Here is a 14,704-nt window from a genome sequence, read left to right as displayed (position 1 = left end):
AGACAAGTCTTATAACCCTTTGCCTCAAACCATTGCTTAAATCCATACCCACTATAACCACCAAAACTTTTCTTCGGTGGTTATAGTGGGTATATTTATTAGGCTGGAGACATCAGGAGGTTGTATTGAGCAGCAGGGAGCTGATCAGGATGTTGCTTGAGCGAGGTTGGGTATTAGATCGTGTTAAGGGAAGCCATCATGTATTCGTAAGAAGGGACAAGCCCTACCATATTTCGCTTCCTCATCCTGAGAAAGACCTGGCAACTGGAACAGTACGTAAGCTAATTAAGTTAATGGACTAATTTCACGGGGGCCTGGCCCCCGATTTGTAAAAGTGGCAATGTCAGCGGGTATTGTGATGCTTTCATATCTTCTAAAAGTCTTTTTAAAATCATTTTCAAGTGAGGGCTCAACATGAGATTCCCCGTTTATCTTCATAAGACAGAAAGCAACACCTATTCTGGCTTTGTACCGGACGTTGTTGGATGTTTTTTTGCTGGCGAGACAGTGGATGATGCATTAACCGATGCTTCTGCTGCGATTGATTCGCATGTTGAGTCGTCGACTGATGCGGGTTACGAGGTGCCGGTGGCAACGAACATTGAAACGCATATTGAGGATGAAAATTGTCAGGGTGGTTATTGGGCCTTTGTCGATATCGATCTCAGTCGCTATGAAGGCAAAGCAGTAAAGCTCAACATCACCTTGCCGCAGAATCTGTTAACTAAAATTGACAGCTATGTCGATCACCATCGTGAATATGGTTCCAGAAGCGGTTTTTTGGCCGCGTTAGCGCGCAAAGAATTGGCAAACGCCTGAACCACGAAAACGACCCGCTTCGGCGGGTTTTTTTATGTCCGCTGCGGCAAAAAGCAAAAAAATCCCGCGCAGCAGAGGAATTAACAATTCTGTGTGATATATAGTTTTACGAATAAATTATTCTCACACAGGAGTGTCTCATGCAGATCGATCTGAGCCAGATGATCACTGAAGGTCGTAATCCCGCCAGCCACAACATTGATGAGCTGACCACCGAAGCGATGCTGCGGGTGATCAATGATGAAGACAAAAAAGTGGCGTTGGCGGTGGAAGCCATCTTGCCGCAGATTGCGCAGGTGGTGGATGCCATCACTCACGCCTTCAGCAAAGGCGGTCGCCTGATCTATTGCGGCGCAGGCACGTCGGGTCGTCTGGGGATTCTGGATGCCAGCGAATGTCCGCCGACCTTCGGCACGCCGCGCAGCCAGGTGGTTGGGCTAATTGCTGGCGGCCACACCGCAATTCTGCAGGCGGTGGAAAACGCCGAAGACAACGTGGAGCAAGGCGCGCAGGATCTGCGGGATATCCAGTTCAACGCTAACGATGTGCTGGTCGGGATTGCCGCCAGCGGCCGCACGCCCTATGTATTGGGCGCGCTGGCGTATGCGCGTCAGCAAGGCGCATTTACCGCAGCGTTAACCTGTAATCCCAACAGCCCAATGTCGCAGGCCGCGGATGTGGCGTTAACCCCGGTGGTGGGCCCGGAAGTGGTCACCGGTTCTTCGCGCATGAAAGCCGGCACGGCGCAGAAGCTGGTGCTGAATATGCTCACCACCGGCGCGATGATTCGCAGCGGCAAGGTGTACGGCAATCTGATGGTCGATGTGGAAGCCACCAACCAGAAGCTGGTGCAGCGCCAGGTGAATATCGTCAAACAAGCCACCGACTGTGACGATGCTACCGCGCAGCAGGCGTTGGCGGCGTGTAATGGGCACTGTAAAACCGCGATTGTCATGGTGCTGGCGGGATTAACGGCCGATGAAGCGAAATCGCTGCTGAGTCAGAATCAGGGCTTCATTCGCAACGCTTTGCGTGACGCAGGAGCGCAATAATGGCGGCCATTACTGAGGATCTGGTGCGCGACATTTTGCTGGCGGTGGGCGGCGCCAATAATGTGGTGCAGTGCGGCAACTGCATGACGCGCCTGCGTCTGACACTAAACGATGCCGCGCGAGTGGATAGCGCCACACTCAAAACGCTGCCGGGCGTGCTGGGCGTGATCGACAGCGATGCGCAGCTGCAGATCGTGCTCGGTCCCGGTAAAGCGCAAACCGCAGCAGAGAAAATGCAGGCACTGCTTAATCAACAGGCGCCGGGCGATCTGCAGGCCATCGCCAGCGCGCAAAAGCAGCAGATGAAGGCGAAGCAGACCAGCGCATTGCACCGTTTTCTCTCCTGCTTCGCCACCATCTTTACGCCGCTGATCCCCGGTTTTATCGGTGCCGGCTTGCTGCTGGGTTTCGCCACGCTGATTGAGCAGATCTTCCACCTTAATCAGCCTGGCGATCATGCACGCTGGCTGCTGGATACCGTGGCGTACATGAAGGTGTTTGGTAAAGGGCTGTTCACCTTCCTGAGTATTTTGATTGGCTATAACGCGCAGAAAGCCTTTGGCGGTACCGGCGTCAACGGGGCCATTATCGCCTCGCTGTTTGTGCTCGGTTATATCCCTGACGCGAAGGTCGGTTATTACAGCGGGATGCAGGATTTCTTCGGCATGGTGATCGATCCGCGCGGCAATATTATTGGCGTGCTGCTGGCGGCAATATTTGGTGCCTGGATTGAGAAACAGCTGCGAAAAATCATTCCCGATAATCTCGATATGATCCTGACATCGTTGCTGACGTTATTAATTACCGGCGCGGTGACTTTCCTGGTGATTATGCCAATCGGCGGCGAATTATTTAAAGGCATGTCGTGGTTGTTCATTCATCTAAATAACAATCCGTTTGGTTGCGCTATTCTGGCCGGACTGTTTTTGATCGCGGTGATGTTTGGCATTCATCAAGGCTTTATTCCGGTCTATTTCGCGCTAATGGAAACCCAGGGCTTTAACTCGCTCTTCCCAATTCTGGCGATGGCCGGCGCCGGGCAGGTCGGCGCGTCACTGGCGTTATGGTGCAAAGCGGATAAAGACTCACTGCTGCGTAAACAGATCAAAGGCGCCATTGTGCCGGGCTTGCTCGGTGTCGGCGAACCGCTGATTTATGGCGTCACGCTGCCGCGTCTCAAACCCTTTATCACCGCCTGTTTTGGCGGTGCGCTGGGCGGCTTCTTTATCGGGCTGGTGGCATGGCTGGGATTGCCAGTGGGAATGAACACCGTGTTTGGCCCTTCAGGATTAGTCACATTGCCGCTAATGACCTCATCGCAGGGCATTTTTGCCGGCATGGCGGTGTATCTCGCCGGGCTGATCGTGGCGTGGATTGGCGGGTTTGTCTTTACCTGGTGGGGCGGCACCCGCAATGTGGATTTAAGTTAAGTGAAGTACGGATATCGACCAGGTCGGCATAAAGCGTGACCTGGTCTAACCGTGATCACGATCACGCTTTTAAACTCTCTCAAGTCGCTTAACCCGTCACAGCCACATTCACTGCTTAAGTACCGTTTGTAAGTAAAGCGTTAGCAAAAAATAAAGGTTTTATTAAGGAGATAGAAAGCCAGACCTAATATTTAAAATGGCCTCAAATTATTTAGAATATCCAATCTGCATCGCAATTAATTCCCCGAGATGACAATAGGTTACTCATAATTGTCTTTTGCACTCACCAGCGAAAAAGTCTATACCTAAAGCCAATTAATCTATAACAACAATTCCATCCCTTTTTTCACTGCACCGTATTTCTTCACACAGTTGTTCTCAAATTAGATTGCTACACGGGATTGGTCATTATCTGCCGCTTTATCCCCACGCGAAGAATTTAACGCTGTTGCAATAACAGCGCGGACGCTGCACGCCCACTGGAGGAAGTATGAGGTTTACATTAAATCCTATCGCATTAGGGATGTTGGCGGCGCAATTGCTGATCTATCCAGCAATGCAAAGTCAGGCTGTTACGTTGGGGACTTACACACCAGAAAATAATGACAACCAAACCGGTAAAATTACCGTTAGCAGCGGCAATGAAACTTTGACCGGCAATCAGGCATTCACGGCAGGAACGGATGGCGCGGTCACCACCACGCTCGGGCAAGTGGCGATCACCTCGGGATCGCAGTATCTCAATCAGGATCGCCTGGATCCCGGCCCGCAAAACTTTGCGATCACCACGCCCGATCCCGCAACCGGCACCAACAGCACATTCCAGGTATATAACTCCGCCAGTCTTGTCGCCTTAGCGCCCGTCACCAGCGCCACCAGCGTGCCGGATGTGCAGAACGTCAATGATGCGCAGTACATCGATGCGCGCATTGCGGATGTCACCGGCGGCACGCTGGATGTGAATATCGGCCAGGCGAATGCGCTCAGCAGCGCCAGCACCAACAGCTGGATCATGGCCGCCAAACAGACACAGCTGTTTGATGTGAGCGGCAGCGGCACGGTGAACTGGAACAGCAATAACCGCATCAGCTTTTTCGGTGCCACCGCCACGCCGGACGGCGCGGGATCGGCCACCAGCAGCTATCAGGTGCAAAACCTCGCCACCTATAACGGCGCATTCAGCGTGCAGACGCTGGATGGCAAAAGCACCAGCTTTACCGTCACCAACGCCAGCCAGCTGCAAAGCTACAACAACTGGCTGATCGGTCAGCTGCAGGCGGGCAATCTTGATAAAACCCGTTATCTGCCTGAGTTCAACAAAGCCGTCACCTTCACCAATGCCAACATCGTCTACAACGTTAGCGCCACGCCGCCAGACGAGGTGACGCAGGCGATCGGCAATCGCATTGTGATCAATGCCAATGGCGCGGACGCGAGGGTCAATCTGGCGGCGGGTAAAACGCTGGAAGTGGTGGGCGCGACGGGCGGTGCGATCAAAGCCTCCAACGGCGCGCAAGCGGTGATTGATGGCAAACTGGCGAGTCGCGGCAGCATCACCAATAACGGCACGGCGCTGGTGTTAACCGATAACAGCAGTGGAACCAATAATGGGGTAATTAACGGCGGCTTCCTCAATCGTCAGGATGGTACCGGCATTGGTTCGACCGGCTACGGTGCCAACGGCGTAGCCGTGCAAACCGGTAGCACCTTTAACAACAACGGCATCCTCAACCTCGCCACCACCGGCAGCAATTCACAGTATGGCGTGGCGGGCATCAATCTTGGCGTGTCATCCACCGCCAATAACAGCGGCAATATCAACGTCGGCGTCAACGGTTCGAGCGCGCGCGGCACCGCGTCTGGCGTGTTACTGACCGACGCCACTTCCAGCTTCACCAATAACGCCAGCGGCAATATCTACATTGGTCGCGGACCGCAGAACAGCCTGGGTGAAGCGACGGCGGATACCGCGATGAACCAAAGCGGGTTGACCAGCGGTATCGCCCTGGTCGCCAATGGCAACGCGGTTAACAACGGCAGCATTACCCTCGGCACAAGAACGCAAAATGCGGCGGGGATGTCGGCGACCGGCGCAAATAACGCCACCATGATCAACACCGGCACCATCAATGTGAACGGTGCGGCTGCCACCATTCCGCGCGAAAACGTCGGCATGCTGGTGACCAACAGTGCCGGCAACATCAATAACGCGGGTACCATTAACCTGAATGGCGTGAACGGCACCGGCCTGAAAGTGCTGGCGACCAATGGCAGCACCGCCAGCGCCACCTCAACCGGCACCATCAACGTGGCAGGCGGCGCCGATCCGGCCAGCGGCACGCGCAACTATGGCGTGTGGGTGGAAGGGCAAGGTGCAACCGGCACGGCGCAGGCCACCGTTGATGGCCCGATCAATCTCAGCGGCAATGGCGCGATCGGCGTGCATGCGCGCGGCAATTCCACGGTGACCGTGGATCCGGCTGCCGTGCCGACCTTTTCTAACGGTACCAATCAGATCGCCTTCTTTGCCTACGGCCCCAATGCGCTGATTAACGTGCTGGGCAACAATCCGTTTGATGTCACCACGCAGAACTCCACGCTGTTTCGTGTTGAGCAGGGCGCAGACTTCAACGGTAACGCCTTGTCGCTCACCGCGTCGGGTGCCGGTTCTACCGCCGTACTCGGCAGCGGCGCAGGCACCGAAGTGAGCAGCGATGCGGCGGTGATCAACGTCAGCGGCAGCGGTGCCAATGGCATCACGGTGGAAGGCGGCGCAGCGGGTATTATTGATGCCGCAACCACCATGAATCTCACCGGTAGCAACGCAATTGGCGCGATCGTTGACGGACAAAAACACGATATCTTTGGCAGAAACAGCGGCTCGCCAGTGACCAGCACCCGCCTGAACTCTGCGGCGTCATTGAATGCGTCACAGAGTGGCTTGACCGGTTATCTGGCCCGCAATCGCGCGCAGTTGACCAACAGCGGCGATATCACCTTCAGCGGCGCCAACGCCACCGGCATTCGCGTCGAGAGCGGTGCGACCGGCACCAACAGCGGCAATATCAACATCAACGATGGCGGCACCGGCATCGCGGTGAACAGCGGCAGCAGCACCTTTGCCACCACCGCCAATAACACCGGCACCATCAATGTTAATGGCGGCAGCACCACTAACCGCAGCCGAGGCGTCAGCGCCAGCGGCAATCGCGCGGTAGCCAACCTGAACGGTGGCACGCTGAATCTCAACGGCACCGGCGCGATTGGGGCGGAAGCGCTCAACGGCGCGCTGGTGAATATCGCCGCCGGTTCAGCGCCGGTATTCAATAACAGTGACCAAATTGCCTATCACGCGGCGGGCAGCGGATCGCGCATTAGCTCCGCCACCAATGCGTTAAATATCAACAGCAGCGGCTCAACCGGCTATCGCATTGATGACGGCGCGGCGCTGAATTTCACCACGCCGACCACCCTCACCGCCAGCGCCAGCAACAGCACCGGCGCGATTATCTCCGGCAGCGGCAGCAGCCTGAATAGCAGCAACGCCAACTTCACCGCCAGCGGCCAAGGCAGTACGGCGATCCGTGCTGAGGGCGGTGCGAACGCCACGCTCGATAGCGGCAGCAGCATCAATCTCAGCGGCAGCAACGCGGTTGGCGTGCTGATTAATAATCTGCGTACCGATTTGAGCAACGCGCTGGATGGCACGTCAGCGGCCACCCGCGTTACCAGCAACGGCAATGTGAGCGGCGCGGGCAATGGCGCGATAGGTTTTGATGTCACCAACGGCGCAGAGTTGGTCAACAACGGCAATGTGAACCTCACCGACAGCAACAATATTGGGATCCGTTCGCGCGCCGGCAGCACGCTGACCAACAACGGCGTGGTCAACGTAGCCAACGGCACCGGGCTGGATGTCTCCGGCAGCGGCAGCACGCTGGCGAAAGGCGGCACCATCAATGTCGATAACGGTATCGCGGGCGTGCGCATCAGCGACGGCGCGCAGCTGGCGCTTACCGGCAGCGACACGGTGATTACCACGCGCGGCAACGCGCACGGCATCCTGCTGGACAGCGGTGCGACCGCACTCAGCGCCAGCGACGCCACGGTGAACGTGCTGGGCAGCGGCAACGGCATCGAAAACCGCGCCGAACTGAGCAACGTTGGTCTGAGCAGTCTCACCATTAACGTCGGTGACGGCAACGGGATTCGCACCGCTGTGCCATTTGATCCGGCTTCGACGGTGACCACCAACGTCTCCGGCAGCGGCAGCGGCCTGAATATCGCCAATGCCGATGGTTCCACCACCCGCGGCGATCTGACGTTGGGGTCGGGCTATCAATTTAATGTTACCGGCGCAGGCGGCACCGGTATCCGCGCCAATACCACCGGCAATGTCACCACCGCTGCCAACGTCAATATCGACAATGCGGCGGGCGGATCGGCGCTGGTCTCCAGCACAGCGGGCACCATCGTCAATACCGGCAACTTCACCTCCAACAGCCTGACGGCGCCGGTGGTGGATCTGCGCGGCGGTAAAACCATCTTCGAGAACCTCGGCAACATCATCACCGCCAATCCACAAACCGTGGCGGTAGCGGGCAGCAACGCCGATGACGAAATTCTGCTGACCGAAGGCGCGGTGCAGGGCGATATCAATCCGGGCGGCGGATCGGATCGGTTCCGCTGGACGGGCGGAACACTCAACGGCAGCCTGACCATGGGCAACGACAACAACAACACCGCTGAAGTGAGCAATGTCGATCTCGGCACCACCTACCATCTCACCAGCGGTAATGGCACCGGCAACACCTTGACCTTCAATCAGATCGACGCGCGCGGCGGCAGCTTCAGCGCCGACGATCTCAGCAAAGGCGTTAATCTTGGCAGCGGCTGGAGCACCATCAACTTCGCCAATACCCAATGGACACTAACCGATAATCTGCAGCTGGCGCACAGCACCATCAATGTCGATGCGGATTCCACGCTGTATGCCGGCGATAACGTGCATCCGACGCTATCCGGCGGCACCGCCGATTCGCTGCTGGTGAACAACGCCGGTACGCTGGATCTCACCAACGGCGCGGGTTCACCGGGCAACACGCTGGATATTGCTGGCTCGCTGGCGTCGAGCGGCGGCCAGCTCAATCTGGTCACTAACCTCAACCAGGGTGGTGCGCTAAATAATCAGTTTACCGACCACATTAACGTCACCGGCAATGCCAGCGGTACCACGCTGGTGAATGTGAAACTGGCGGATGCCAGCACCGGCGCACTCACCGATCTCAATCAAAATGGAGGCGTAGAGGGCAACGAAGGGATCTCGCTGGCGCAGGTCGGCGGTAATGCCAGCGCTAACAGCTTCGCGTTGAAGGATGGCTATCTCGGTGCCGGGCCGTGGCAATATCGGCTCTACACCTTTGCACCGGGCAGCAGCGATCCCAGCCAGCGTTTAGTCAGCGGCAGCGGCAATAACTATTGGGATTACCGTCTGGCGAACTACTACGTGTGTGAGGATAGCGCTAACTGTCAGCCGACCTTCGTCACCGATGCCTTTGGCACGCCGCAAAGCTACGATTCGCGTCCGGCGGTGGTGCCGCAGGTGCCATCTTATGTGTCGGCACCGGTTGGCCTGGCCTATTACACCTCGGCGATTATCGACGATCTACATAAACGTCTTGGTGAACTGCGCCACGAGCAGACACGTCCGCAAGGCAACGGCGGCGAGATGTTCCTGCGCTATATCGGCTCAAACCTGAAGTACAAGAGCGATAAAAGTTTCCGCGACTTCGGTTATGACTTTGACCTCGATTACAGTGCAGTGCAGGTGGGCGGCAATCTGCTGCGACTCGATGGCGAGCAGGATAGCCTGCGCGGCGGTTTAGCCTATACGCGCGGTAATACGCGCATTCGTCCGCATGCGGCTGACGGTTACAGCAGCACCACTTTCGACAGCGACAGCCTGGCGTTTTACGGCACCTGGCAGCGTCAGAGCGGCTTCTATCTGGACGGTGTGTTGTCATTTGACTGGCATCGCGGCGAAACCGATATCGCCCGCACGCAAGAAGTAGCGAAGCTGAAAGGCCACGGCTGGACGGCATCGCTGGAGAGCGGCTATCCGTTTGCGTTGGGCGATGGCTACAAGCTTGAGCCGCAGGCGCAGCTAATGTACATGAAGCTGAATATGAATGATTTCACCGATAAAGACGGCAACAACGTGCGTTATGGCGACTATAACCAAACGATTGGTCGTCTCGGCGCGCGCCTCGATCGTACCTGGACCGACGACAGCAATCGTCAATACACCCCTTATCTGCGCGCAAACTACTACAAAGGTTGGCGCGGCAGCGCAGATACCTCGGTGTCATCGGTGGATAATCCGGCGTTTGGCGCCACCTTCAGCAGCGGAAAATTTGGTCAAATGTGGGAACTGGGCGCAGGCGGCACCGCAACCCTGCAGAAGGATGTTTCGTTGTATGCGGAAGCGGATTATCGCAAAGAGATCGCTGGCAATGGTGCTAAAGGGTGGCGGTATAACGTGGGGGTCCGCTGGCAATTCTGATTTCCCTGCGCCCTTTGCGCCGCAGGTGCGTTGGCTGCGCTTGCTCACCCCGGTCACAGAGTTCACTCTGCTCCCGGGGTTGAACGAGCTTGCCGCCTTCCTGCGACACAAATGGCTTTGGGAAATCCCATCTACCTGCGCCCTTTGCGCTGCATGCAGGTCTGCTGACTGGGTTTTTAATTAAAGATTGATTTGGTTTACTGTAAAACCCGGTTAATCGATGAGCTAAGTGAAAAAGTGTGAAAGCCGCTGCAAAGCGGCTTTTTTATTGGCCTGAATTTGAAACTGGTGCTAAAGCTCAAGCCGTACGATGCCGAAAAGATAAAAAAGTATTATCGATTGCTTCTTTTCACCTGCGTATTGCAAGGACACACACATGCGTAACAACCAGCCCGTCACTCAGCGTGAATTCGCTTTTGACGATGACGCCACATTGATGTCGACTACCGATCTCAACAGCTACATCACCTATGCCAACGATGCCTTTATTGAAGTCAGTGGCTTCAGTCCGGAAGAGGTGAATGGCCAGCCACACAACATGGTGCGCCACCCGGATATGCCGCCGGAAGCCTTTGCCGATATGTGGGCGACCCTCAAACAGGGCGAGCCGTGGACGGCGCTGGTGAAAAACCGGCGTAAAAATGGCGATCACTATTGGGTGCGCGCCAACGCCATTCCGGTGGTGCGTGAAGGCAAAGTGCAGGGTTTTATGTCGGTGCGCACCAAGCCGTCGGTGGAGGAGGTTCGCCAGACCGAAGCGCTGTACCGCGACTTCCGCGAAGGGCGCGTCAAAGGACGCCGCTTCCATAAAGGCTTGATGGTCGGCACCGGCTGGCGTCGCCTGGGATCGATCCTGAAAACTCTGCCGCTGCGTTGGCGCATCCGCTCAACCTTATTAACGCTGCTGCCGCTCTCGGTGATTGGCGTCTGGCTGCTGGGCCTTGCACCTCTTGCCGTTGGCTGCTTTGCCGGCGGCATGGCGGGCCTTTTACTGCTGGCGAGTCTGTGGCTGGAGCAGCAAATTTCACGTCCGATGGAGCGCATGTGCCGTCAGGCATTGAGCGTGGCGACCGGCGCCAGCCATAAAGTGGAACAGATTGATCGCGTCGATGAGATTGGCGTGACGCTGCGGGCGATCGGCCAGCTTGGTCTGATGTTCCGCTGGCTGGTGGATGATGTCAGCGGCCAGGCGATCAACGTGCTGAGCGCCAGCGATGCCATTGCGCGCAGCAACGACGAATTGAGCCGTCGCACCGAACAAGCAGCGGCTAACGTGCAGCAAACCGCCGCCACCATGAACGAAATGACCGCCACGGTGAAGAGCAACACCGATACCGCCAAAGAGGTCAATGGGCTGTCGGAAAACACCAGTCATGCGGCGATCAAAGGCGGCGAAGTGATGCAGGAGATGGTGGGCATGATGGCGGAGATCGCCGACAGCTCGAAGCGCATCGCCAACATCACCAGCGTGATTGACGGTATCGCTTTTCAGACCAATATTCTGGCGCTCAACGCCGCAGTGGAAGCCGCGCGCGCCGGTGAGCAGGGCAAAGGCTTTGCGGTGGTGGCCGGTGAAGTGCGCAATCTCGCGCAACGCAGCGCCAAAGCCGCCAGTGAAATCAAACATCTGGTGGAAACCAGCGCCAGCCGCGTGCAATCGGGCAGCGACCACGCCGATGCCGCTGGGCACACCATGCAGGAGATTGTCGATCAGGTGCAGAATGTCACTGCGCTGATCGCGCAAATCAGCGGCGCGACCGCCGAGCAGGCCATCGCCCTAACGCAGGTCAGCACAGCGGTGGAAGATCTCGACGATATCACCCATCGAAACGCCGCGCGCGTGGCGGAAAGCGCCGAAGCGTCCGGTCGCATGAAGCATCAGGCCAATCGTCTGGTGGAAGCGATCAGCGTGTTCCGTTAACGCATGTCGCGTTCGGCGCGCAGTGCGCCGGGTGGCGTGCCAACAATGCGTTTGAAGGCGCGGCTAAACGCCGCCAGCGAACCGTAACCGAGGTGGAAGGCGACGCTTTCCACCGCTTCACCCTCGTTCACGATACGTTCCACCGCCAACCGCATGCGCAGCTCGGTAAGATAGCGCAGCGGCGTCATGCCGGTTGCCGTCTGGAAGCGCGCGGCAAACACCGAGCGTGAACTGCCGGATTCGCGCGCCAGCCGTTCCACCGTCCAGTTTTCGCCGGGTGCGCGATGCATCGCCGCCATCGCCAGGCTGAGACGCGGATCGCGCAGCGCCTGCACCAGCCCGCTGCCTTTGCCGCAGCCGTTCTCCACCCAGCCCCGCACAATTTGCGCCGCCACCACATCCGCCAGCCGCGACAAAATCCCGGCGAAACCGGCTTTGCGCTGCCGCGTTTCGCGCTCCATCGCATCGAGAATCGGCTGAATTTCCGGGTACTGCGCCAGCAGCGTACTCACCAGCATCACATCTGGCATGGTGTGCACCAGCGGCTGCATGCCGCCCAGTTCAAACGCCATGCAGGCGCTGAACAGAATTACATCGCTGTTATCCGGGCAGAGTTCGGTGCTGTCGTTGATGGCACAGACGCTGGCGCAAATCGGGCGGCTATTAAACGTCGAAATGGGTTCGCAAACGGCCTCTTCGCTGGAGATCAGCGCGTGCGGTTTGCCGTGCGGGATCAGCAGCGCATCGCCCGCCTGCAGCGGATAGATCACGCCTGACGCCGAGCGAATCAGTAACGATCCGCGCCCAACAAAATGCAGCTGCGCGCGACCAGGCGCATCGTCATATTGCAGGCCAAAAGGCGCGTGCAGCGCGATACGCTGGTATTTGACGCCGTACAGGCGCATGCCCATCAGCAATTCACTGGTCAGATCTTTATAGCGGCTCATACCAATCCCAGACGAATAATCAAAAAACAAAGTTTCTGCATCATAGATCGTCTGGTGAACAGTCACTATGCTTAACGCTAAATATTTTGTGATGGGGATCACAGATGAGCCTGGATACCGAAATAGTCGAAACACCGTTAGACGTGGATAAACCGGCGTGGGGCGCGGTGTTTGCCATGGCCTTTGGCGTGTTCGGCCTGATTACCGCAGAATTTCTGCCGGTAAGCTTGCTGACGCCGATTGCCGACACGCTACGCATCAGCGAAGGGCAGGCGGGACAAACCGTGACCGTGACTGCGCTGGTGGCGCTGCTCACCAGCCTGGTGATTGGCAACGTGACGCGCCAACTCGATCGTCGCGTGGTGATGCTGGCCTTTACGCTGCTGCTGATTGCCTCCGCGCTATTGGTGGCTTTTGCCGAGAATCTGCCGATGATTCTGCTGGCCCGCGTGCTGCTGGGCGTGGCGATTGGCGGCTTCTGGACGCTCTCGACCGCGATTACCATGCGTCTGGTGCCGAGCGATCAGGTGCCGCGCGCGCTGTCCATCGTGTTCAGCGGTATTTCGCTGGCGACCATTATTGCTGCGCCGCTCGGCAGCTATCTGGGCGGCATTATTGGCTGGCGTAACATTTTCATTCTGACCGCCGCATTGGGCGTGCTGGCGCTGCTGTGGCAGTTCTTCACCTTGCCCGCGATGCCGCCGATTAATAAAGCGCGCAGCGGTGGCGTGCTGGATCTGCTGCGTAAAAGCGTGATGCGCTGGGGCATGCTGGCGGTGATCATGATGTTTACTGGCCACTTCGCCTTCTTTACTTATCTGCGTCCGTTCCTCGAAGGCAGCGCGCAGCTGAACGTCAATCAGCTGTCGCTGGTGCTGCTGGCGTTTGGCGTGGCGAACTTCTTCGGTACTTCGCTGGCAGGATATCTGGTGACGCGCAGCGTATCGCTGACGTTAACCGCGATGGCGCTGGTGATGAGCGTGACCGCGCTGCTGCTGGTGAGCTTCGGCGAGGTGTCGTGGCTGGTCGCGGCGGGCGTGGCGCTGTGGGGCCTGGCGTTTGGTTCGATGCCAACCGGGTGGTCAACGTGGATCTCCCGCGCGGTGCCGGACGATGCGGAATCAGGCGGCGGTTTGCTGGTCGCCACCATTCAGCTGGCGATCACCGCTGGTGCCGCAGCTGGCGGCTGGATGTTTGATCTGCAAGGCGCTGGCGGCGTGTTCCTCGCCAGCGGCGTGCTGATGCTGCTGGCGGCCATCACCATCTTCACCCGCGTTCGTTATCACGGCTGATGCGTCTGCAATCCGTAGCGGCGCAATTTATTGCGCGTCTTTGACCTTATATAAGGCAGAAAGGTGCGCGATTAATCGCGCCGCTACAGAGATGTGCGCTGTGCCTATCGCAGCCATATATCCTGCCTTTTAATTAAATGTCAGATTTTTAACCCTTTGCACAAGGTTAATCCAAACGTGCTTTTTATGTTCAAAATATTCGAATGACAACGGCAAATCTCTCCGCTTTTTACTGATCAATTCTGCGCCTATTATATCTCTCAACAAGGCGATGACGCCTTACTCAATCAAACGTACATTAAGGAATTGACCATGAAAACCATCAAAAATTTTGCTGCTGTTGTTGCTCTGACCGTTCTGCCATTCGCGAGCTTTGCGCAAAGCATCACTGCAACCGCTTCAACGCTGGATGGAGCAGAAGCGCAAATCGCTGCTCAGGCGCATGAAGCTGGTGCTTCCTATAAAGTGACCGAAGCCAACTTCAACAACGGCGTGCACATGACTGCTGAACTGACCAAATAAGTTGCATTAACGTTCTGTGCTGACAGGGTGCCTTCGGGCGCCCTGGCGGCGTTGGTAAGCCGATAAAATCCTGTCACTTTCCCTTCGAAATGATTACTATTCTCAAAAAGTAGCATCCTTCGTCGGCTCGCCTCGGGCTGTCTTTTTAACATTGGTTGT

General features: G+C 57.0%; 9 protein-coding genes. 8 read left to right on the top strand and 1 reads right to left on the bottom strand.

All coding sequences use genetic code 11. The annotated features are described in order from the left end of the window. Positions 1 to 125: 125 nt before the first annotated feature. The 6 genes from Q3H59_RS18400 to Q3H59_RS18375 all read left to right on the top strand — a co-directional run bounded on the left by Q3H59_RS18400 (position 126) and on the right by Q3H59_RS18375 (position 11,784). Positions 126 to 302, top strand: coding sequence for a type II toxin-antitoxin system HicA family toxin (locus tag Q3H59_RS18400; protein ID WP_222234556.1), 177 nt, complete (start codon positions 126 to 128; stop codon positions 300 to 302). A 112-nt stretch (positions 303 to 414) separates the two neighbouring features. Beyond that, positions 415 to 819: a type II toxin-antitoxin system HicB family antitoxin gene (locus Q3H59_RS18395; RefSeq protein ID WP_101763040.1), complete on the top strand. Its 405-nt coding sequence runs from the start codon at positions 415 to 417 to the stop codon at positions 817 to 819. A 140-nt stretch (positions 820 to 959) separates the two neighbouring features. After that, positions 960 to 1,871, top strand: coding sequence for an N-acetylmuramic acid 6-phosphate etherase (gene murQ, locus Q3H59_RS18390; protein WP_309836242.1), 912 nt, complete (start codon positions 960 to 962; stop codon positions 1,869 to 1,871). Then, positions 1,871 to 3,301, top strand: coding sequence for a PTS N-acetylmuramic acid transporter subunit IIBC (gene murP / locus Q3H59_RS18385; protein ID WP_309836240.1), 1,431 nt, complete (start codon positions 1,871 to 1,873; stop codon positions 3,299 to 3,301). Before murQ ends, murP begins: the two co-directional genes overlap by 1 nt. 490 nt (positions 3,302 to 3,791) lie before the next feature. Then, positions 3,792 to 9,863 carry an autotransporter outer membrane beta-barrel domain-containing protein gene (locus tag Q3H59_RS18380; RefSeq protein ID WP_309836238.1) on the top strand — a complete coding sequence of 2,024 codons (6,072 nt, stop codon included), beginning with the start codon at positions 3,792 to 3,794 and terminating at the stop codon, positions 9,861 to 9,863. Between the two features lie 376 nt (positions 9,864 to 10,239). Then, positions 10,240 to 11,784, top strand: a complete 1,545-nt coding sequence (locus Q3H59_RS18375) for a PAS domain-containing methyl-accepting chemotaxis protein (protein WP_217550042.1) — start codon at positions 10,240 to 10,242, stop codon at positions 11,782 to 11,784. Here the strand turns inward: Q3H59_RS18375 and Q3H59_RS18370 are convergent. Beyond that, a complete protein-coding gene (locus Q3H59_RS18370) occupies positions 11,781 to 12,731 on the bottom strand; it encodes an AraC family transcriptional regulator (RefSeq protein WP_309836235.1) in 951 nt (316 codons plus the stop codon). The two genes, Q3H59_RS18375 and Q3H59_RS18370, sit on opposite strands and share 4 nt — an antisense overlap. Positions 12,732 to 12,835: 104 nt before the next feature. Here Q3H59_RS18370 and Q3H59_RS18365 point away from each other — a divergent pair, with 104 nt between their 5' ends. Both Q3H59_RS18365 and Q3H59_RS18360 read left to right on the top strand, forming a co-directional pair. Continuing rightward, complete coding sequence (locus Q3H59_RS18365) at positions 12,836 to 14,023, top strand: MFS transporter (protein ID WP_309836233.1); 1,188 nt, start codon at positions 12,836 to 12,838, stop codon at positions 14,021 to 14,023. Between the two features lie 312 nt (positions 14,024 to 14,335). Beyond that, positions 14,336 to 14,545, top strand: a complete 210-nt coding sequence (locus Q3H59_RS18360) for a DUF1471 domain-containing protein (protein WP_309836231.1) — start codon at positions 14,336 to 14,338, stop codon at positions 14,543 to 14,545. The last annotated feature ends 159 nt before the right edge of the window (positions 14,546 to 14,704 follow it).

Source organism: Pantoea sp. SORGH_AS_0659, from assembly GCF_031453915.1.
GTDB classification, from domain to species: domain Bacteria; phylum Pseudomonadota; class Gammaproteobacteria; order Enterobacterales; family Enterobacteriaceae; genus Pantoea; species Pantoea leporis.
This window is presented reverse-complemented; position numbering and strand designations above follow the sequence as displayed.

Bases quoted from the DNA above. Each gene is read 5' to 3' on its own strand.
- Q3H59_RS18395 (WP_101763040.1), top strand. From the start codon at position 415: ATGAGATTCCCCGTTTATCTTCATAAGACAGAAAGCAACACCTATTCT.
- murQ (WP_309836242.1), top strand. From the start codon at position 960: ATGCAGATCGATCTGAGCCAGATGATCACTGAAGGTCGTAATCCCGCC.
- murP (WP_309836240.1), top strand. From the start codon at position 1,871: ATGGCGGCCATTACTGAGGATCTGGTGCGCGACATTTTGCTGGCGGTG.
- Q3H59_RS18380 (WP_309836238.1), top strand. From the start codon at position 3,792: ATGAGGTTTACATTAAATCCTATCGCATTAGGGATGTTGGCGGCGCAA.
- Q3H59_RS18375 (WP_217550042.1), top strand. From the start codon at position 10,240: ATGCGTAACAACCAGCCCGTCACTCAGCGTGAATTCGCTTTTGACGAT.
- Q3H59_RS18370 (WP_309836235.1), bottom strand. From the start codon at position 12,731: ATGAGCCGCTATAAAGATCTGACCAGTGAATTGCTGATGGGCATGCGC.
- Q3H59_RS18365 (WP_309836233.1), top strand. From the start codon at position 12,836: ATGAGCCTGGATACCGAAATAGTCGAAACACCGTTAGACGTGGATAAA.
- Q3H59_RS18360 (WP_309836231.1), top strand. From the start codon at position 14,336: ATGAAAACCATCAAAAATTTTGCTGCTGTTGTTGCTCTGACCGTTCTG.